Here is an 18,749-nt window from a genome sequence, read left to right on the forward strand (position 1 = left end):
TCTTCGGGGGGAGCGGGAACTTTATCAGCCGCGCGGATGGTGGTGCGCGTGCAGCTGCTTGAGCCGCTCGCGCGCCACGTGGGTGTAGATGGTGGTGGTGGAGATGTCGGCATGCCCCAGCAGCATCTGCACCGCGCGCAGGTCGGCGCCGTGGTTGAGCAGGTGGGTGGCGAAGGCATGGCGCAGGGTGTGCGGCGACAGCGGCACGGTGATGCCGGCGGCATGCGCCTGCTTCTTCACCACCACCCAGAACATGGCGCGCGTCATGCCGGCGCCGCGGGCGGTGACGAACACGTCGTCGGTCTGCTGGCCGCCCAGGATGGCGCCGCGCGCCTCGGCCAGGTAGCGGGTGATCCAGTCGCGTGCCACCTGCCCGAACGGCACCAGCCTCTCCTTGCCGCCCTTGCCCAGGACGCGCACCACGTTGTCGGCCAGGCTGAGGTTGTGCATGCGCAGCGTCACCAGCTCGCTCACCCGCAACCCGCTGGCGTACATCAGCTCCAGCATCGTGCGGTCACGCAGGCCGAGCGGCTGGTCGACGTCGGGCGCGGCCAGCAGGGCCTCGACCTGCGCCTCGCTCAGGGTCTTGGGCACGCGCAGCGGCTGCTTGGCCGGCTGCAGCCGCAGCGTCGGGTCGGCCGTGACCAGCCGCTCGCGCAGCGCCCAGCGGAAGTAGCGCTTGAACACGGTGAGCCGCCGGTTGGCCGTGCTCGCCTTGCTGCCGGCGTGGCGGTCGGCGAAGTAGGCGTGCAGGTCGGCCTCGGCGGTCGCCTCGAGCGCGCGCCCGCGTTCGCGCTGCCAGCGGGCGTAGAGCGTGAGGTCGCGCCGGTAGGCCGCCAGCGTGTTGCCCGCCAGGCCCTCCTCGAGCCAGAGCGCGTCGATGAAGTCGTCGATGGAAGGAAACAAGCCGCCCGCAGGCGGCTTGTTCCGGGCAGCTGCGACGCCGGCCACCCGGGCTCAGTCGAGCTTCAGGCGGGCCGAGTCGACGACCTTCTTGTAGACGTCGTATTCGGCCTTGATCTGGGCAGCGAATTCGTCCGGCTTGTTGGCCACGACCAGGGAGCCGGTGTCCTCGATGCGGCGGCGCACGGCGGGATCCTGCAGCGCCTTGACCACGCCGTCGTGGATCTTGTCGACCACCTCCTTGGGCAGGCCCTTGGGACCGTAGATGCCGTAGTAGGCCATCCGGTTGACCGGCTCCAGCCCCACTTCCTTGAAGGTCGGCACGTTGGGCAGTTCCTTCAGGCGCTGCGGCGCGGCGACCACGATGGGCACCAGCCGGTTCTCCTTGATGAAGGGCAGCGCCGAGGGCAGGTTGTCGAAGATCATCGGCACCTGGCCGGCCACGGTGTCGTTCAGGGCCGGGCCGGCGCCGCGGTACGGGATGTGGGTGACGAAGGTGCCCGACAGGCTCTTGTACAGCTCCATCTGCAGGTGGCCGATGCCGCCGGTGCCCGACGACGAGTACGAGTACTTGCCAGGGTTCTTCTTCAGCTCGGCGACGAAGCCCTTGTAGTCCTTGGCCGGGAAGCTGGGGTGCACCGCGATCACGTTGGGCGTCGCGGCAATGTTCACGATGGGCGTGAAGTCGGTGACCGGGTTGTACGGGATCTTGGGGTTGATCGCCGGGTTGGCCGCGGTGGTCGACACGGTGGCGACGCCCAGTTCGTAGCCGTCCGGCGTGGCGCGGGCGGTCTGGGTGGCGCCGATGACGCCGCCACCGCCGGCCTTGTTCTCCACGATCACGCTCTGGCCCAGCGCCTTGCCGAGCGGCTCGGAGATGACGCGGGCCACGATGTCGGTCGTGCCGCCGGGTGCGAACGGGACCACGAGCTTGACGACCTTGTTGGGATACCCCTGGGCCAGTGCGGGGGCCGCGGCAGCGGCCAGGGTCGCGCTCGCGATGGCGAGCCAGTGACGGCGTTGCATGGATTGACTCCTTGTTCGGTGTGCTTGTCTGAACCGGGCAATGCTACAGGGGCCAGGCTTGCAGGCAGCTGTGGGAAGCCATCAGGGTCAACCCGGACACCGCCGGCGCGATACTCGGCAGGTGGAGTTCGCCCGCCTGCTGTTCCCCGATTTTTCGCTGATCGCCTGCGGCTTCCTGCTGTGCCGCTACACCGCCCTCGACCGCTCGGTCTGGGAGAAGGTGGACAGCCTGGTGTACTACTTCCTGTTTCCGGTTCTGCTGTTCCAGTCCATCGTGCGCAGCCCGCTGGACCTGGGGGAAGCCTCGTCCATGATGGCCGCCGGCCTGCTGCTGGGGATGGCCGGCATCGGCCTGGCCTACCTGCTGCCGTACCTGCCGGGCCTGCGCGGCCGCATCGACCCGCGCGAGCACGCGGGCGCCGCCCAGGTGGCGTTCCGCTTCAACTCCTACATCGCGCTGGCGCTGTCCGAGCGGCTGGCCGGCGCCGCCGGCGTGCAGCTGATCGCGGTGCTGATCGGCGTCTGCGTTCCCCTGTTCAACGTCGCCGCCGTGTGGCCGATGGCGCGCCACGCCCAGACAGGCTTCCTGGCGGCGCTGGTGCGCAACCCGCTGATCATCGCCACCGCGGTGGGCCTGACGGCCAACCTGGCCGGCCTGGCCGTGCCCGGCTGGCTGGAGCCGACGGTGGCGCGCATCGGCGGCAGCTCCATCCCGCTGGGGTTGATGGCCGCGGGCGCCGGCATGCGGCTGGGCAGCCTGGCCCGCTCGAAGCTGCTCACCGTGTCGCTGCTGGCGATCCGGCATGCGGCCAACCCGCTGGTGGCCTGGTCGCTGGTGCGGCTGCTGCGGCTGGAGCCGGCCCAGGCGTCGGTGCTGCTGATCTTCTCGGCCATGCCCACGGCCGCGAGCTGCTACGTGCTCACCTCGCGCATGGGCTACAACGGCGGCTACGTCGCCGGGCTGGTGACGCTATCGACCGTGCTCGGCATCGCCAGCCTGAGCTTCGCGCTGGGCGTCCTGCGCTAGCGCCCAGCCGGCGTGCTCGCGCACCAGCTCGCTGGGATGCGCCAGCAGCGCCTCCACCGCACGGCGCAGGTCAGCGTCCGGGCGCACCCGCAGCGCGTTGCCGGCCGCCACCGCCACGTTGCGCAGCCAGCGCTCGTGGCCGATGCGGCGGATGGCGCTGCCCTCGGTACGGCGCAGGAAGTCGGCCTCCGTCCAGCGCAGCAGGCCGGCCAGGGGAGCCCCGGCCAGGCCGGCCCGTTCGTCGAAGTCGGGCAGCGGGCTGCGCTGGGCGTACTTGTTCCAGGGACAGGCCAGCTGGCAGTCGTCGCAGCCGTAGATGCGGTTGCCGATCGCCGGGCGCAGGTCGACCGGGATCGCGCCGGCGTGCTCGATGGTGAGGTAGGAGATGCAGCGGCGGGCATCCAGCCGGTAGGGGCCGACGATGGCGCCGGTGGGGCAGGCGTCGATGCAGGCGCTGCAGGTGCCGCAGTGCGCGCTGGCCGGCTCGGTGGGCGGCAGCGCCAGGTCGACGTAGATCTCGCCCAGGAAGAACATCGAGCCGGCGTCGCGCCGCAGCACCAGGGTGTGCTTGCCGCGCCAGCCCTGGCCGCTGCGCGCCGCCAGTTCGGCCTCGAGCACGGGCGCCGAGTCGGTGAAGGCCCGGTGGCCGAACGGACCGACCTCCGCCGCGATGCGCTCGGCCAGCTTCTGCAGCCGGTTGCGCATCACCTTGTGGTAGTCGCGGCCGCGGGCGTACAGGGACACCACCGCTTCGCCGGGGCGCGCGAGGCGGTCCCATTCGACCGCCTGCCAGCCCGGCGCGGTGGCCGTGGGCAGGTAGTCCATCCGGGCCGTGAGCACCGAGAGGGTCCCGGGCACCAGTTCCGCCGGCCTCGCGCGTTTCACGCCGTGGGCGGCCATGTAGCCCATGTCGCCGTGAAATCCGTTGGCCAGCCACTGCAGAAGGCCCTCCTCGGCGTCCGCCAGGTCCACGCCGGACACGCCGATTTGGGAGAATCCGAGCTCGCGGCCCCATTCCCCGATGGCAGCCACCAGCGAAGGACCGTCGATCTGAGCACCCCGCCACATCACCCGTCGATTGTAGGAACCGGCCCTGCAGAGGTCGCCGACCCCGCGTCGTCGGCCCTGCATGCCTCCGGGGCCGAGGCCCCGACGCCGCAGGCCCGGCTGGTGCAGGCCTGGCTGAGCGAGACGGACACCGACGCCTGCGCCCGCCGGCTGGCGGCGCACCCCCGGATCGGGCACGCGTTCCTCGCGCTGCACGGCGACCTGGGCGCAGGCAAGACCACCTTCGTGCGGCACCTGCTGCGGGCGCTGGGCGTGGCCGGCCGCATCAAGAGTCCCACCTATGCGGTGGTCGAGCCGCACGAGACCGCCGCCTTCCCGGCCTGGCACTTCGACTTCTACCGCTTCAACGACCCGCGCGAGTGGGAGGATGCGGGCTTTCGCGACGTCTTCGACGGCCCCGGGCTCAAGCTGGCCGAGTGGCCCGAGAAGGCGGCCGGCCTGCTGCCGCCGGCCGACCTCGACCTGCACATCGCCCTGCAGGCGGACGGCAGCCGGCAGGTGCGTATCGAGGCCGGCACCGCCCTCGGCCGGGAGCTGCTCGCGTGAGGCGACGCCCGCTGCTGCAAGGCGGCAGCCTGGTGCTGCTGCTCGGCACGGCGCAGATCGCACGGGGCGCCACCATCGTCGCGGTGCGCCTGTGGCCGGCGCCCGACTACACCCGGGTCACCATCGAATCCGACGGCCAGCTGGCCTCGCGCCAGGTGCTGGTGCCCAACCCGCCCCGGCTGGCGGTCGACATCGACGGCATCGAGCTCAACCCGGCGCTGCGCGAGCTGGTGGCCAAGGTGCAGGCCGATGATCCCTACATCGCCGGCATCCGCGTCGGCCAGAACACGCCGGGCACGGTGCGGCTGGTGATCGACCTCAAGCAGCCCGCCCTGCCCCAGGTGTTCACGCTGCCGCCGGTGGCCGCCTACCAGCACCGCCTGGTGCTGGACTTCCACCCCATGCAGGCGATCGATCCGCTGGAGGCGCTGATCGCCGAGCGCCTGCGGGATGTCCAGGCGGGCACCGCGCCGCCGGCCCCGGCCGACCCGCTGGGCGAGCTGATCGCCCGGCAACAGGGGACCGGCGCCGCGCCTTCGCGCGGCCCCGATGCCGCGCGCCCGCCCCCCGCGCCGGCCACGGCCGCGATCGCGGGCGAGCCGCGCACCGACCGGCTGATCATCATCGCGCTGGACCCCGGCCACGGCGGCGAGGATCCCGGCGCCGTCGGCCCCGGCGGCACGCGCGAGAAGGACATCGTGCTGCAGGTCGCGCACCGCCTGCGCGCGCGCATCAACGCCACCACGATCAACGGCAACCCGATGCGCGCCTTCCTCACCCGCGACGCCGATTTCTTCGTCCCACTGGGCGTGCGGGTGCAGAAGGCGCGCCGCGTGCAGGCCGACCTGTTCGTCAGCATCCATGCCGATGCCTTCATCACGCCGACGGCGCGCGGTGCCAGCGTGTTCGCCCTCAGCCATGGTGCGGCATCCAGCGCCGCCGCCAAGTGGATGGCCGACAAGGAGAACAAGGCCGATTCCGTCGGCGGGCTCAACGTGCGCGCGCCCGACGCGCACGTGGCCCGCGCCCTGCTCGACATGAGCACCGCGGCCCAGATCCGCGACAGCCTGAAGCTGGCCGGCGTGCTGCTGGGCGAGATCGGCAACGTGGGCCGGCTCCACAAGCGCAACGTCGAACAGGCCGGCTTCGCGGTGCTGAAGGCACCCGACATCCCCAGCGTGCTGGTCGAGACCGCCTTCATCAGCAACCCCGAGGAAGAGGCCAAGCTGCGCAGCGACGCCTACCAGGACGAGCTGGCCGACGCCCTGATGCGCGGCATCAGCCGCTACTTCGCCGCCAATCCGCCACTGGCGCGCAACCGGCCGCTCTAGGGATCGGGGCACCGTCCAGGCAGCGGGTGCTGTCAAGCACTCGCCCTGCCCGCTGGCACGGCGCGGCGGGGGGTACCGACAGCCCCTGTCTGGTGCCTCCTACAGGTTCCTGACGGGCTGCTTTCCAGAATCAAACCACAGGCAGACCGCGCCTTTCGCGGTCGCATTCCAACCTGAAGGTGAATGAGATGACAACCAAACTGTTCGCGGCCCTGGCCGCCGCCTCGATGATCACCCTGACCGGCTGCGGCTCGATGGACCGTCAGACCGCCGGCACCGTGGGTGGCGCCGCCGTCGGCGGCGTGGTGGGCAATGCCGTGGGCGGTGGCCCGATCGGCACGCTGGGCGGCGCCGCCGCCGGTGCCTACATCGGCAACCGCGCCACCGACCCGAACCGGAAGTGACGTGCACAGCGGCCCGCGGCAGCGGGCCGCGTGCACGTCATCCCGGCGCAGGCCGGGATCCACGCTCACCCTGAATACGGCCTTTGCCGATCCCTGCGACGGGAGATGGATGCCGGGTCTAGCCCGGCATGACGACTCGAGAGATGAGCCGACATACGCTATTCCGTCACTCGAGAGATGAGCCCGACATGGCTATTCCGTGACTCGAGGGCCGAGCCCGACATCGCTATTCCCGTCATTGCGGGCTTGACCCGCAATCCACCGCCGATCGTGGTTCAGGTGCGGCCTCGCCCGCATGACGACCCTGCTTCAGATCGGATAGATCAGCGAGTTGAGCACCATCTCGCTGTCGTACACGCAGAGCCTGCTGCGCAATCGCAGGCCGTCGGGCGTGCGCTCCATCTCGTCGATGTAGCGGCCCACGTTGTAGACCTCGCTCGCATCGCCCGGCCGGGTGCGAAAGACCGCGTAGTGCGCCTGGGCCCGAACCAGGCCCCCCGGATCACCGTCCTGCGCGGCCAGCACCTGTGCCGGGCCCACCACGTGCCGCGTGTAGTACGGCCGGTGGTAGATGGTCTGCGTGACCCCGTAGACCCGGTCCTTCATCATCCCCCGGCTCTCCAGCGCGATCAGCGCCAGCGGCAGGCCGCGGTCGAAGTTCTCGCGCGCCTGCACGGTGTAGCGGCCGTCCTCGAGGAAGAACCCGGGCCAGTCGTCGAACCGCTTCTCGTCCAGCGCCGCCGCATAGGCGGCATTGAACTGGTCCACCTCCAGCTGCAGCAGCAGCCTCTCCAGCGCCGGCGCGCTCATTGCCCCATCACCTGGCGCCAGTAGGCGTACATGCTGCGGATCAGCGTCTCGGTGACCATGTGCTCGCTGCCGCCGGTGCCGGTGCCACCCAGCTCGCACAGCGTGCTGCCGTCCTCGCCCCACTGGCGAAAGCCGTCCTGGCTGAACTCGATCACCTCGCCGTCGTCGGCGCTCACGAAGCCCGCGGGCCCGAACAGGTTGGCCTGGCGCAGGCGGCGCCGCGCCATCTCGGGGCTGTCGTCGGCAAAGCCGAAGTGCGTCCACACGAAGTCGAAGCCGCCTTCGCCGCGCGGCACGATGTGGCGCGTGGACAGCGAGTTGACCTGCTGCTGCACGATCAGGCTGGGGAACAGCGTGATCATGGTCACCGTGGGCATGATGTCGGTGCCCGGGTTGGCGGGGTCGTCGATCTTCCACCACGGTTCGGGCACCACGTCGAGCAACCGCGCATCGTGCAGCGTCATGCCGGCCTTGAACGAGGTGACGCCCTCGGTCACGGTACGGTTCTCGCCGCCGTCGTTGCGGCGCGAGACCATGACGGCGTGCCGGCCGTGCTCGTCCATCACCATCCGGCTCTTCTGGTCGGCGCGCCACAGGCCGAAGGTGACGAACCAGGTGTGCAGCAGGCCCGGGTGGTACGGGTCCTTGATGTTCTCCATCATCAGCTTCCAGTTGCCCGGGATGCGCTGCCGGTTGTAGCCCAGCAGGGTGAGCTGGCGGCCCAGGAAGATGCGATCGAGCCACGGCAGGATGGCCGGGCCGAGGTAGTCGCGCAGCGGCGGCGCCGCCTCGCTGAAGGTGGCGAACACCAGCCCGTGCAGCACCTCCACCCGCAGCCGGGTCAGGCCGTGGGCCTGCACGTCGAAGTCGGGCGGCATGCCGCCCTGCACGCACTCCGCGCCGTCGGGGCCCACCGCCTTGACGCCGTCCTTGAACGGCAGGCCCGCCAGCTCGCCATTGAGCTTGTAGGTCCACTGGTGGTACGGGCAGACGAAGCTGCGGGCATTGCCGTGCGGCTGCTGGCAGAAGCGCACGCCGCGGTGCGCGCAGCGGTTTTCCACCACCCGGATGCCATGGTCGGTGCCGCGGTCCTTCGGCGCCACGCGGTCGCGCACCAGGATGACCTGGCGCTCGCCCACCGAGCTGAGCCGGTAGTCGCCCACCTTGGGGACCTCGACCTCCAGGCCGACATAGGACCAGTGCGGGCCGTAGAAGATCCGCTCGAGCTCGCGCTGGTACAGCTGGGGGTCGGTGTAGGCCCAGAAAGGCACCCGGCTGGAGCCCTGCTGGCTCCAGCGCGAGACGGGGTCGGGAGCGTTCATGCGGTCGGCCTCCTGCGCGAGGACCGATCAGTGTACCGATCGGTCCTCGCGCCGGCCGCCGGGCCGGCGCGGGTCAGTTCTTCGCCTTGTATTCGGCGATCGACTTGGCCAGGTCCTGGTACTGCTCGCAGGCCGTGCCGCCGCAGATCTGCTCGAGGCGCACCAGGTGCTTCTCGGCCTCGGCCGGCTTCTTCTCCATCAGGTACGCCTCGCCGATGTATTCATGCGCGCCCTTGTGCTTGGGGTCCAGGGCGATGGCCCGCTCGTAATGCTGGAACGCCTTGGCCAGGTCGGGATTGGGCCGCTTGCGCATGGTGTAGCCCATCAGGGTGTGGGCGTCGGGGTTGCGCGGCTCCTCCCGCAGCAGCGTGGTCAGTTCGCGCTGGGCGGCCGACCAGTCCTGGGCGTCGATGGCCTTCTGGGCCGTGGCCAGGCGCTGGGCCGTGGAAGGACCGACCGCGAGGTCGGAGCCGCCACCGCCGCCGGCCGCCGATGCCGTGAGGCTGGCCGCCGCCAGGAGCAGGAAGGACAGGACGAGGCGAAGGATGCGCATGGAACACCTCCAGGGATGAAGACGGCCAGTGTCCCGCCAGCTCCGCCGGGGGTCAATGGCCGGCCAACCCGACCGTGGAGGGGCGCCGTCGCGTCAGGGCACCGGCGTTAGTTTGGCCACCGCCAGCGCCAGCCACTTGACGCCATGGCGGCCGAACTTCACCTGCGCGCGGGCATCGTCGCCCTGCCCTTCGATGGACAGCACCGTGCCTTCGCCGAACTTGGTGTGGAACACCTGCATGCCCGACTTGAGGCCGTGCGACGGTGCCGCCTTCTGCACCGGGACCGGCGGGCTGGCGAAGGTGTCGCGGTTGTCACGGCTGTCGCGGCTCCACGAGCCGCCACCGCTGCCGGCGCGCGTGCTGGCGTAGCCGGTGCCGAAGCCGAAGGCCGATCCGCCGAAGTTCTGGTTCTTCGGCGTCAGCCACTTGAGCGCGCCTTCCGGCAACTCGTCGAAGAAGCGGCTGCGCACGTTGTAGCGGGTCTGCCCGTGCAGCAGGCGCGTCTGCGAATAGCTCAGGTACAGGCGCTTGCGGGCCCGGGTGATGGCCACGTACATCAGCCGCCGCTCCTCCTCCAGCCCCTCGTGGTCGGACATGGAGCGCTCGCTGGGGAACAGCCCCTCCTCCAGGCCGGTGACGAACACGGCATCGAACTCCAGCCCCTTGGCCGAGTGCACGGTCATCAGCTGCACCGCGTCCTGGCCGGCCTGGGCCTGGTTGTCGCCCGACTCCAGCGCGGCATGGGTGAGGAAGGCGGCCAGCGGCGACAGCGTCTCGCCGGTTTCCGCGTCGGGCGCCACATAGTCGGGCGCGGGCTCGTTGAGCAGCGGCTGGTTGGGGTCCAGGCCCTGGCTGGCGGGGCTCTGCGACAGCTCGTCGACCGGCAGGGCCACCGCGTCGCGGCCGAAGCCCTCCTGCATGACGAAGCTCTCGGCGGCGCTGGCCAGTTCCTCCAGGTTCTCGATGCGCTCGGCGCCTTCGCGCTCCGACCGGTAGTGCTCGACCAGGCCCGAATGCTGCAGCACCAGCTCGATGATCTCGCGCAGGCTGAGGTTCAGCGTCTGCTCGCGCAGCACGTCGATCCTGGCCACGAACGCGCCCAGGTTGGCGCCGGCCTTGCCGGTGGTGGCGCTGACAGCGTCGTGCAGCGAGCAACCGGCCGCGCGGGCCGCATCCTGCAGCTGCTCGATGCTGCGCGCACCGATGCCGCGCGGGGGGAAGTTGACCACCCGCAGGAAGCTGGTGTCGTCGTTCGGGTTCTCCAGCAGCCGCAGGTAGGCCAGCGCGTGCTTGATCTCGGCACGCTCGAAGAAGCGCAGGCCGCCGTACACGCGGTAGGGCACGCCGGCGTTGAACAGCGCCGTCTCGATCACCCGGCTCTGCGCGTTGCTGCGGTACAGCACCGCGATCTCGCTGCGCCGCAGGCCCGGTTCGGTCCCCTGGTCGCGCACCAGGTGGCGCATCTCCTCGACCAGCCACTGCGCCTCGGCCAGGTCGGTGGGCGACTCGTACACGCGCACCGGCTCGCCGGGGCCCTGGTCGGTGCGCAGGTTCTTGCCCAGCCGGCCCTTGTTGTGGCTGATCAGGGCGTTGGCGGAATCGAGGATGTTGCTGTAGCTGCGGTAGTTCTGCTCCAGCTTGATCTGGTGCCGCACGTCGAACTCGCGCACGAAGTCGGCCATGTTGCCCACCCGGGCGCCGCGGAAGGCGTAGATGCTCTGGTCGTCGTCGCCGACGGCGAACACCGAATTGCCGGCGCCGGGGCTGCCGTCCGGGTTGACTGCGAAGATCTTGATCCACGCGTACTGCAGCCGGTTGGTGTCCTGGAACTCGTCGATCAGGATGTGGCGGAAGCGCCGCTGGTAGTGCTGGCGGATCGGGTCGTTGTCGCGCAGCAGCTCGTAGCTGCGCAGCATCAGCTCGCCGAAGTCGACCACGCCCTCGCGCTGGCACTGCTCCTCGTACAGCTGGTAGATCTCGACCTTCCGGCGGTCCTCCTCGTTGCGCGCGGTGACCGCCTGCGGCCGCAGCCCGTCCTCCTTGCAGCCGGCGATGAACCACTGGGTTTCCTTGGCCGGAAAGCGCTCCTCGTCGATGTTGAACTGCTTCATCAGCCGCTTGATGGCCGACAGCTGGTCCTGCGTGTCCAGGATCTGGAAGCTCTGCGGCAGGTTGGCCAGCTTGTAGTGGGCGCGCAGGAAGCGGTTGCACAGGCCGTGGAAGGTGCCGATCCACATGCCGCGCACGTTCACCGGCAGCATGGTGCCCAGCCGGGTCATCATCTCCTTGGCGGCCTTGTTGGTGAAGGTGACCGCCATCACGCCGCCCGGCGACACCTGGCCCGTGGTCATCAGCCAGGCGATGCGGGTGGTCAGCACGCGGGTCTTGCCCGACCCGGCACCGGCCAGGATGAGCGCGTGCTCGTTGGGGAGCGTGACGGCGGCCCGCTGCTCGGGGTTGAGGTGCTGCAGCAGCGGGGAGGCGTCGACTTCTGGGAACATGCGGCATTGTAGGAAGCCGCTGCCGCCCCCATGCCCACCTTCGCCCGTCCCGTCGCCCTGTTCGTGCTGCTGGTGGCGGCCGGCTCGGCCGTTCGCGCGCAATCGTCCTGCTCCAGCGATGGCCGGCCCGCCCCGGCCGCGCTGCTCGAACGCTTCATCACGGCCGACTGCGACACCTGCTGGGCCGCTCCCGACGCCGCGCGGGCCCGTCTGGGCGAACTGGCGCTCGACTGGATCGTGCCCGGCGCCAAGGGCGAGGACGCACCGCTGGCCGCCGCCGCCCGCAGCGAGGCGCAGGCCCGGCTGGAGGCGCTGGGACGCGGCCGGCCGCTGCCGGTGGACACGGCCCGCGGCCGGCGCCAGGGCCGCAGCGCGGCGCTGCGGGTGGCGCACGGCCTGCCCTTCAACGGCTACATCGGCGCCTCCATCGAACTGAAGGCCGGCGGCCCCGGGCCATGGACCGGCTGGCTGGCGCTGGTGGAGAGCCTGCCGGCGGGCACCGAAGGCACGCCGGTGGCGCGCAACCTCGTGCGCAACGTCCTGCAGGTGTCCTGGCCGGCCGGCACCGGTGGCCGCCGCCTGGAATCGCGGCCGATGAACATCCCGGAGGGCGCACACCTCGACCGGCTGCGGGTGGTGGGATGGCTGGAAGATGCACGCGGCGTGATCAGGGCCATCTCGGAATCCGTATGTGCCGGCGGAGACGGTCGACGCTAGAATTGCGCACCGGGCCCAAGCATTTTGGGACCCGGTTTTTTTTTGGACCGGGCCCCAGACCAAGCGCTCATTCGTTCTTCAACGATCTGACTCCTCGAGAGGCTTGGCATGGAAATCTTCGACTACGACAACGTCCTGCTGCTCCCGCGCAAGTGCCGCGTGGACAGCCGGTCCGAATGCGACGCCAGCGTCGAGCTGGGCGGCCGCAGCTTCCGCATCCCGGTCGTTCCCGCGAACATGAAGACCGTCGTCAACGAGGCGATCTGCCTCTGGCTGGCGAAGAACGGCTACTTCTACGTCATGCACCGGTTCGACCTCGACAACGTGGCCTTCGTGCGCCAGATGCACGCGGCCGGCGCCTACGCGTCGATCTCGCTGGGCGTGAAGAAGCCCGACTACGACACGGTGGACGAACTGGCGCGGCTGGGCCTGGTGCCCGAGTACGTGACCATCGACATCGCGCACGGCCATGCCGACAGCGTGAAGAACATGATCACGCACCTGAAGGCGAAGCTGCCGTCGACCTTCATCATCGCCGGCAACGTCGGCACGCCCGAGGCCATCATCGACCTGGAGAACTGGGGCGCCGACGCCACCAAGGTCGGCATCGGCCCGGGCAAGGTGTGCATCACCCGCATGAAGACCGGCTTCGGCACCGGCGGCTGGCAGCTGTCGGCGCTCAAGTGGTGTGCCCGCGTGGCCACCAAGCCCATCATCGCCGACGGCGGCATCCGCGAGCACGGCGACATCGCCAAGAGCGTGCGCTTCGGCGCCACCATGGTGATGATCGGCTCCATGCTGGCCGGCCACGAGGAGTCGCCCGGCCAGACCGTCGAAGTCGACGGCCGCCTGTTCAAGGAGTACTACGGCAGCGCGTCCGACTTCAACAAGGGCGAGTACAAGCACGTCGAGGGCAAGCGCATCCTCGAGCCGGTGAAGGGCAAGCTGGAAGCCACGCTGCGCGAGATGCAGGAAGACGTGCAGAGCTCGATCAGCTACTCCGGCGGCAAGAAGTTGATGGATATCAGGAAAGTGAACTACGTCATTCTGGGTGGGGATAACGCGGGAGAGCATCTCCTGATGTAGACCCGGGGGGAAAGACCCAGGCAGGGAACCCCCTCACCCCAACCCTCTCCCCGGAACGGGGATGGGGATCCAGGCAGCGAACCCCTTCACCCATCCCTCTCCCCCGGGGGGGAGAGGGCGCGGAGCTTGAAGGCGCGGTGGCCGCGCCAGGTTGCATGGGGCGCGCTTGCGGCCTGCGCCGCTGAATTCACCTGGTCGTCACACCGGGCTGGACCCGCATTGATCTCCAGCCAGCCGCGCCTCCACATCACCGTCATGCCGGGCTTGACCCGGCATCCATCTCCTGAACCAGGCCACGCCTGAACCGCGATCGGGAGATGGATTGCGGGTCGAGCCCGCAATGGCGGGAAACCGCGCATGCCGGGGTCGCGCCCGAGGGACGCCATGCCGCGCATCCCGAACGTCATCGCGCCGCGCTTCGTCCCCGGGTCGTCATGCCGGGCTTGACCCGGCATCCATCCCCTGTCGCTGGCGCCCGCGCTACGTGCCAGCCACCAGATCCAGCGCCAGCTGGTTCAGCCGGTGCCCGGGCTCCACCAGCGCCTCCAGCACGCTGAAGTGGTTGCGGCCCGGCAGGGTCTCGCAGACCGGCACGCGCTTGTCGCCCCAGGCCTCGCGGATCTGGGCGTTGTGGCGCAGGAACTCAGGGCTCTCGTCGGCGCCGACCACCGTGTGCAGGGCACCGCGTTCGGGCGGCGGCAGGCGCGCCGGGCTGGCCTGCTGTACCTGCTGCGGCGACAGGCGCAGGTCGGCCTGCAGCGACGGGGTGTGCATCAGCGGCTCCAGGTCGTACAGGCCCGAGATCGACAGCGCGCGCGTCACGGCGTCGGTCGGCAGGGCCGGGTCGTATTGCTGCCACAGGCACGCCAGCAGCATGGCGGCCAGGTGCCCGCCGGCCGAATGGCCGATGACGGTGATGCGCGAGGGGTCGCCGCCCCACTGCGCCACGTTGCGCACGGTCCAGGCCAGGGCCCGCACCATCTGCACCGTGATCTGCGGAATCGTCACCGCCGGGCACAGCGCGTAATTCGGCAGCACCACGCAGGCGCCGCGCTGGACGAACGTCGGCGCGACGAACGCGTGCTCGCGCTTGTCCAGCGAGCGCCAGTAGCCGCCATGGATGAAGAACACCACCGGCGCCCCGCCCTTGCCGCCCGGGGCCGGAAACACGTCGAGCGTCTCCCCGGGGCCGCGGCCGTAGAGCAGGTCGAGCTCGCAGGGCAACTCGTCCCGCGCCTGCGCCGAGTCCTGCGCCCAGCGCTGGAAATGCCGCGGGTGCTCGGGCACGAGGGCCCGGTTGTTGTACATGCGGTCGAGCCACTCGCCATCGAAACCAGCCATCTTCACTCTCCTCCGGGTTTGCTGTATTCTGTATACGGAATTCATTGATCCGAATGCCGAACACCCCCACGCTCGTCCGCCTGGAAGCGGCACCCGACCTCGTCGACCAGGTCTACCGCCGGTTGCTCGACGCCATCAGCGAGGGATCGCTCGCGCCGGGGCAGCGTATCACCCAGGAAGAGATCGCGCAGCAGCTCGCCGTCTCGCGCCAGCCGGTGCTGCAGGCGCTGCGGCTGCTGAAGAAAGACGGCTTCGTGCAGGACGCCCCCGGCCGCGGGCTGCTGGTGGCGCCGCTCGATGCCGACTGGACCCAGGCCGTCTACCAGGTGCGCGGCGCCCTCGACGCCCTGGCCGCCCGCCTCGCGGCGCAGGCCCGCTACCGCCTCGATCCCCGGCTGCTGGAGGCCGGGCGCAAGGCGGCGCGCGGCCGCAACGTGAAGGCCATGATCGATGCCGACCTGGCGTTCCACGATGCGATCTACGCCGCCTCGGGCAACCCGCTCATCGCACAGAGCGCGCACCAGCACTGGCGCCACCTGCGCCGCGTGATGGGCGCCGTGCTGCAGCAGTCACGCCAGCGCGAGACCGTGTGGGACGAACACGAGGCCATCGCCCGCGCCATCGCCGCCGGCGACGCCGATCGCGCCGCCCAGTCGATGCAGCAGCACGGCCAGCGCGCCGCCGAGAACCTCGCCCAGCGCCTGGCCGGCGTCCTGGGCACCGCTTCCCAGCAGACCCCCACCTGAAGGAGACACCGCCATGCACCTGACCAAGGACCAGCTCGCGCAGTTCGACCGCGAGGGCTACCTGTTCTTTCCCGGCCAGTTCTCGCCGGCCGAAACGCAGACGCTGCGGGACGCGGTGCCGGACCTGTACGCCCGGCGCGAGGCCTACAACGTGCGCGAGAAGGGCAGCGACGCGGTGCGCACCAACTTCGCGGCCCACATGGTGAGCGAGCCCTTCGCCCGGCTGGCGCGGCACCCGCGGATGGTCCGTCCGGTGATGGACCTGTTCGACGAGCAGGTCTACATGCACCAGTTCAAGATCAACGGCAAGATGGCCTTCGAGGGCGACGTCTGGCAGTGGCACCAGGACTACGGCACCTGGCTCAACGACGACCAGATGCCCACCGAGCGCGCCATGAACGTCGCCATCTTCCTGGACGACGTGAACGAGTACAACGGCCCGCTGATGTTCATCCCGGGCAGCCACAAGAAGGGCGTGGTGGAAGCGAAGCACGACCTCACCACGACCAGCTACCCGCTTTGGACCGTCGACAACGACCTGATCGCCCAGCTGGTCGAGCGCGCCGGCGGCAAGGACGGCGGCATCGTCAGCCCCAAGGGGCCGGCCGGCTCGATGATCCTGTTCCACAGCTGCCTGGTGCATGCCTCCAGCAGCAACCTCTCGCCCTGGAACCGCGTCAGCGTGTACCTGAGCCTGTGTGCCGTCTCCAACCACATCCGCCGCTTCAAGCGGCCCGAGTACATCGCGCACCGCGACTTCGCGCCGATCGAGTGCCTGCCGGACGACTGCCTGCAGCGGCCCTACCCCGTGGACCTGCCCTGGAAGGACGGCCTGCCCGCCAGCGCGCTGCAGACCAGCAGCGTCCCCTTCGCCGACATGAAGCAAGCCGCCTGAACCAGCATGAGCCTCCACGCCAAGCTCCAGCAACGCGCCGCCGCCGGCAAGCCCGTGCGCATCGGCCTCATCGGCGCCGGCAAGTTCGGCTCCATGTACCTGGCCCAGGTGCCCCGCACCCCGGGCGTGCACCTGGTGGGCATCGCCGACCTGTCGCCGTCGGCCGCCCGCGCCAACCTGGCCCGCGTGGGCTGGGACCCGCAGCGCGCCGAAGCGGCCTCGCTCGACGCCGCCCTGAAGGCCGGCACCACCCACGTGGGCGAGGACTGGCAGGCGCTGGTGCGCCATCCGGCCATCGACGTCGTCGTCGAGTGCACCGGCCACCCGATCGCCGCGGTCGACCACTGCCTGGAAGCGTTCGCGCACGGCAAGCACGTGGTCAACGTCACGGTGGAGGCCGATGCCTTCTGCGGGCCCCTGCTGGCGCGCAAGGCCCAGGAGGCCGGCGTCGTGTACTCGCTGGCCTTCGGCGACCAGCCGGCGCTGATCTGCGACCTGGTGGACTGGGCGCGCACCTGCGGCTTCCCGGTGGTGGCGGCCGGCCGCGGGCACAAGTGGCTGCCGCACTTCTGCGAGTCGACACCCGAAACGGTGTGGGGCTACTACGGCCTGACGCCGGAACAGGCCAGCCGCGGCGGCCTGAACCCCAAGATGTTCAACAGCTTCCTCGATGGCTCCAAGCCGTCGATCGAAAGCACCGCGGTCGCCAACGCCACCGGGCTGGGCGTGCCCAGCAACGGCCTGCTCTACCCGCCCGCCAGCGTCGAGGACATCCCCTTCGTCACCCGCCCGCGCAGCGAGGGCGGCGTGCTCGAACGCAAGGGCATGGTGGAGGTGGTGTCCTCGCTGGAGCCCGACGGCCGCACCATCCCCTACGACATCCGCATGGGCGTCTGGGTGACCGTCGAAGCCGAGACCGAGTACATCAAGAACTGCTTCGAGGAATACAACGCCCACACCGACCCGAGCGGACGCTACTTCACCCTGTACAAGCGCTGGCACCTGATCGGGCTGGAGGTCGGGGTGTCGGTGGCGTCGGTGGCGCTGCGCGGCGAGCCGACCGGCGTGGCCACCGGCTGGAACGCCGACGTGGTGGCCACCGCCAAGCGCGACCTGCAGCCTGGCGACATGCTGGATGGCGAAGGCGGCTACACGGTCTGGGGCAAGCTCCTGCCGGCCGAGACATCGGTGCGCCTGGGCGGCCTGCCGCTCGGGCTGGCCCACGACGTGAAGGTGGTGCGGCCAGTCAAGAAGGGCCAGAGCCTGAGCTGGGCCGACGTGGCGATGGATACTTCTACCCGCGCCTGGCAGGTGCGCAAGCAGATGGAAGAGCTGTTCGCCAAGCCCCTGCTGAAAGCCGCGTGACAGGCAACCCTCGACCGGCCGCCCCATCATCGGCGGCCTGCGAGGCACGGGAGGACGATTCATGAAGATTGCATTGCTGGGAACGGGCCGCATGGGCCTGCCGATGGCCCGCCGCCTGTGCGAGGCCGGCCACACCGTGTCGGTCTGGAACCGCACCCGCGAGAAGGCGCAGCCGCTGGCCGCCAGCGGCGCCACCGTCTGCGACACGCCCGCCCAGGCCGTCGCCGACGCCGAGATCACGGTGGGCATGCTCGAGAGCGGCCCCATCGTCCAGGACGTCCTGTTCGCCCAGGACGCCGCCCGGGCCATGCGCCGAGGCAGCCTGTTCATCGACATGGCCTCCATCCAGCCGCGCGAGGCCCGCGACCACGCGGCCCGGCTGGGTGAACTCGGGGTCGACTGCCTCGACGCCCCGGTCTCCGGCGGCACCGTGGGCGCCGAGAACGGCACCCTGGTCATCATGGTCGGCGGCAAGGCGCCCGACTTCGAGCGCGCCGTCCCGGTGTTCCAGGTCTTCGGGCGCGCCACGCACGTGGGGCCGCACGGCACCGGCCAGCTCACCAAGCTGGCCAACCAGATGATCGTCGGCATCACCATCGGCGCCGTGGCCGAATCGCTGCTGCTGTGCGCCAAGGGCGGCGCCGACATGGCCAAGGTGCGCGAGGCCATCACCGGCGGCTTCGCCGACAGCCGCATCCTGCAACTGCACGGCCAGCGCATGGTCGAGCGCGACTTCGCGCCCCGGGCCCGGATGTCGGTGCAGGCCAAGGACATGCGCAATGCCCTCGCCACGGCCGAGGAGATCGGCTTCGACGCCCCCATCACGCGGCTGTTCGAGCAGCTCTACGCGGCCGGCCTGGAGCACGGCCTCACCGACCTCGACCATTCGGGCCTCTTCGTCGAGCTGGCCAGCCGCAACGGCATGCGCTGAGCCGGGCCGGTGCGTCGAGTTGGGATAGAATGATGACCGTTGTGGGGGGGTAGCTCAGCTGGGAGAGCGTCGCGTTCGCAATGCGAAGGTCGGGAGTTCGATCCTCCTCCTCTCCACCACAATCTTTCCAAGGCCTTGATTTATCAAGGCCTTTTTCTTTTGCCTTGCTCGTCAAG

18 protein-coding genes and 1 tRNA gene are annotated in these 18,749 nt (G+C 70.2%); 11 read left to right on the plus strand and 8 right to left on the minus strand.

Annotated elements, in window-relative coordinates; translation table 11 throughout:
• Positions 1–24: 24 nt before the first annotated feature.
• Positions 25–906, minus strand: a complete 882-nt coding sequence (gene xerD, locus GON04_RS04710; RefSeq protein ID WP_157396801.1) for a site-specific tyrosine recombinase XerD — start codon at positions 904–906, stop codon at positions 25–27.
• A 51-nt stretch (positions 907–957) separates the two neighbouring features.
• Positions 958–1,929 carry a tripartite tricarboxylate transporter substrate binding protein BugE gene (locus tag GON04_RS04715; protein ID WP_157396802.1) on the minus strand — a complete coding sequence of 324 codons (972 nt, stop codon included), beginning with the start codon at positions 1,927–1,929 and terminating at the stop codon, positions 958–960.
• Between the two features lie 121 nt (positions 1,930–2,050).
• Here GON04_RS04715 and GON04_RS04720 point away from each other — a divergent pair, with 121 nt between their 5' ends.
• Positions 2,051–2,956, plus strand: coding sequence for an AEC family transporter (locus GON04_RS04720; RefSeq protein WP_338050890.1), 906 nt, complete (start codon positions 2,051–2,053; stop codon positions 2,954–2,956).
• On the opposite strand, the gene queG is transcribed toward GON04_RS04720, so the two are convergent.
• The gene (gene queG / locus GON04_RS04725; protein WP_157396804.1) at positions 2,900–4,024 is read right to left on the minus strand and encodes a tRNA epoxyqueuosine(34) reductase QueG; all 1,125 of its coding nucleotides are present in this window, start codon (positions 4,022–4,024) and stop codon (positions 2,900–2,902) included. The two genes, GON04_RS04720 and queG, sit on opposite strands and share 57 nt — an antisense overlap.
• 102 nt (positions 4,025–4,126) lie before the next feature.
• On the opposite strand from queG, the gene tsaE reads away from it, so the two are divergent.
• The 3 genes from tsaE (at position 4,127) to GON04_RS04740 (ending at position 6,305) form a co-directional block, all read left to right on the plus strand.
• Entirely contained in the window at positions 4,127–4,570 is a 444-nt protein-coding gene (tsaE, locus tag GON04_RS04730; RefSeq protein WP_338050891.1) for a tRNA (adenosine(37)-N6)-threonylcarbamoyltransferase complex ATPase subunit type 1 TsaE, read from the plus strand.
• Entirely contained in the window at positions 4,567–5,901 is a 1,335-nt protein-coding gene (locus GON04_RS04735) for an N-acetylmuramoyl-L-alanine amidase (protein WP_181653890.1), read from the plus strand. Before tsaE ends, GON04_RS04735 begins: the two co-directional genes overlap by 4 nt.
• A gap of 188 nt (positions 5,902–6,089) precedes the next feature.
• Positions 6,090–6,305 carry a glycine zipper 2TM domain-containing protein gene (locus tag GON04_RS04740; RefSeq protein WP_157396805.1) on the plus strand — a complete coding sequence of 72 codons (216 nt, stop codon included), beginning with the start codon at positions 6,090–6,092 and terminating at the stop codon, positions 6,303–6,305.
• A 309-nt stretch (positions 6,306–6,614) separates the two neighbouring features.
• Here GON04_RS04740 and GON04_RS04745 read toward each other — a convergent pair whose 3' ends face one another.
• From GON04_RS04745 to GON04_RS04760, 4 genes are all read right to left on the minus strand, one after another.
• The gene (locus GON04_RS04745; protein ID WP_157396806.1) at positions 6,615–7,115 is read right to left on the minus strand and encodes an aromatic-ring-hydroxylating dioxygenase subunit beta; all 501 of its coding nucleotides are present in this window, start codon (positions 7,113–7,115) and stop codon (positions 6,615–6,617) included.
• Positions 7,112–8,437 (minus strand): aromatic ring-hydroxylating dioxygenase subunit alpha, encoded by a 1,326-nt coding sequence (locus GON04_RS04750; RefSeq protein ID WP_157396807.1) that lies wholly within the window; start codon positions 8,435–8,437, stop codon positions 7,112–7,114. Before GON04_RS04750 ends, GON04_RS04745 begins: the two co-directional genes overlap by 4 nt.
• Before the next feature lie 73 nt (positions 8,438–8,510).
• Positions 8,511–8,990, minus strand: coding sequence for a tetratricopeptide repeat protein (locus GON04_RS04755; RefSeq protein ID WP_157396808.1), 480 nt, complete (start codon positions 8,988–8,990; stop codon positions 8,511–8,513).
• Positions 8,991–9,083: 93 nt separating this feature from the next.
• On the minus strand, positions 9,084–11,492 hold the full coding sequence (locus GON04_RS04760; protein ID WP_157396809.1) for a UvrD-helicase domain-containing protein: 2,409 nt from the start codon (positions 11,490–11,492) through the stop codon (positions 9,084–9,086).
• Positions 11,493–11,522: 30 nt separating this feature from the next.
• Between GON04_RS04760 and GON04_RS04765 the strand changes: the two genes are divergently transcribed.
• The gene (locus GON04_RS04765; protein WP_232532938.1) at positions 11,523–12,209 is read left to right on the plus strand and encodes a hypothetical protein; all 687 of its coding nucleotides are present in this window, start codon (positions 11,523–11,525) and stop codon (positions 12,207–12,209) included.
• A gap of 108 nt (positions 12,210–12,317) precedes the next feature.
• Entirely contained in the window at positions 12,318–13,295 is a 978-nt protein-coding gene (locus GON04_RS04770; RefSeq protein ID WP_157396810.1) for a GMP reductase, read from the plus strand.
• 480 nt (positions 13,296–13,775) lie between these two features.
• Here the strand turns inward: GON04_RS04770 and GON04_RS04775 are convergent, their stop codons facing one another.
• Positions 13,776–14,636, minus strand: coding sequence for an alpha/beta hydrolase (locus GON04_RS04775; RefSeq protein ID WP_157396811.1), 861 nt, complete (start codon positions 14,634–14,636; stop codon positions 13,776–13,778).
• 53 nt (positions 14,637–14,689) lie between these two features.
• On the opposite strand from GON04_RS04775, the gene GON04_RS04780 reads away from it, so the two are divergent.
• The 5 genes from GON04_RS04780 (at position 14,690) to GON04_RS04800 (ending at position 18,692) form a co-directional block, all read left to right on the plus strand.
• Positions 14,690–15,382: a GntR family transcriptional regulator gene (locus GON04_RS04780; protein ID WP_157396812.1), complete on the plus strand. Its 693-nt coding sequence runs from the start codon at positions 14,690–14,692 to the stop codon at positions 15,380–15,382.
• Between the two features lie 13 nt (positions 15,383–15,395).
• Entirely contained in the window at positions 15,396–16,277 is an 882-nt protein-coding gene (locus GON04_RS04785; protein WP_157396813.1) for a phytanoyl-CoA dioxygenase family protein, read from the plus strand.
• A 6-nt stretch (positions 16,278–16,283) separates the two neighbouring features.
• Positions 16,284–17,642, plus strand: a complete 1,359-nt coding sequence (locus GON04_RS04790; RefSeq protein ID WP_157396814.1) for an NAD(P)H-dependent oxidoreductase — start codon at positions 16,284–16,286, stop codon at positions 17,640–17,642.
• A 61-nt stretch (positions 17,643–17,703) separates the two neighbouring features.
• Entirely contained in the window at positions 17,704–18,573 is an 870-nt protein-coding gene (locus tag GON04_RS04795; RefSeq protein WP_157396815.1) for an NAD(P)-dependent oxidoreductase, read from the plus strand.
• A 43-nt stretch (positions 18,574–18,616) separates the two neighbouring features.
• Positions 18,617–18,692, plus strand: a tRNA-Ala gene (locus tag GON04_RS04800).
• Positions 18,693–18,749 lie beyond the last annotated feature (57 nt).

Origin of the sequence: Ramlibacter pinisoli (assembly GCF_009758015.1) — a bacterium.
In the GTDB taxonomy this organism is placed as follows: Bacteria; Pseudomonadota; Gammaproteobacteria; order Burkholderiales; family Burkholderiaceae_C; genus Ramlibacter; species Ramlibacter pinisoli.

Bases quoted from the DNA above. Each gene is read 5' to 3' on its own strand.
- GON04_RS04795 (WP_157396815.1), top strand. From the start codon at position 17,704: ATGAAGATTGCATTGCTGGGAACGGGCCGCATGGGCCTGCCGATGGCC.
- GON04_RS04770 (WP_157396810.1), top strand. From the start codon at position 12,318: ATGGAAATCTTCGACTACGACAACGTCCTGCTGCTCCCGCGCAAGTGC.
- GON04_RS04780 (WP_157396812.1), top strand. From the start codon at position 14,690: ATGCCGAACACCCCCACGCTCGTCCGCCTGGAAGCGGCACCCGACCTC.
- GON04_RS04765 (WP_232532938.1), top strand. From the start codon at position 11,523: ATGCCCACCTTCGCCCGTCCCGTCGCCCTGTTCGTGCTGCTGGTGGCG.
- GON04_RS04755 (WP_157396808.1), bottom strand. From the start codon at position 8,990: ATGCGCATCCTTCGCCTCGTCCTGTCCTTCCTGCTCCTGGCGGCGGCC.
- GON04_RS04715 (WP_157396802.1), bottom strand. From the start codon at position 1,929: ATGCAACGCCGTCACTGGCTCGCCATCGCGAGCGCGACCCTGGCCGCT.
- queG (WP_157396804.1), bottom strand. From the start codon at position 4,024: ATGTGGCGGGGTGCTCAGATCGACGGTCCTTCGCTGGTGGCTGCCATC.
- GON04_RS04775 (WP_157396811.1), bottom strand. From the start codon at position 14,636: ATGGCTGGTTTCGATGGCGAGTGGCTCGACCGCATGTACAACAACCGG.
- GON04_RS04790 (WP_157396814.1), top strand. From the start codon at position 16,284: ATGAGCCTCCACGCCAAGCTCCAGCAACGCGCCGCCGCCGGCAAGCCC.
- GON04_RS04785 (WP_157396813.1), top strand. From the start codon at position 15,396: ATGCACCTGACCAAGGACCAGCTCGCGCAGTTCGACCGCGAGGGCTAC.
- GON04_RS04750 (WP_157396807.1), bottom strand. From the start codon at position 8,437: ATGAACGCTCCCGACCCCGTCTCGCGCTGGAGCCAGCAGGGCTCCAGC.
- GON04_RS04760 (WP_157396809.1), bottom strand. From the start codon at position 11,492: ATGTTCCCAGAAGTCGACGCCTCCCCGCTGCTGCAGCACCTCAACCCC.
- GON04_RS04745 (WP_157396806.1), bottom strand. From the start codon at position 7,115: ATGAGCGCGCCGGCGCTGGAGAGGCTGCTGCTGCAGCTGGAGGTGGAC.
- GON04_RS04740 (WP_157396805.1), top strand. From the start codon at position 6,090: ATGACAACCAAACTGTTCGCGGCCCTGGCCGCCGCCTCGATGATCACC.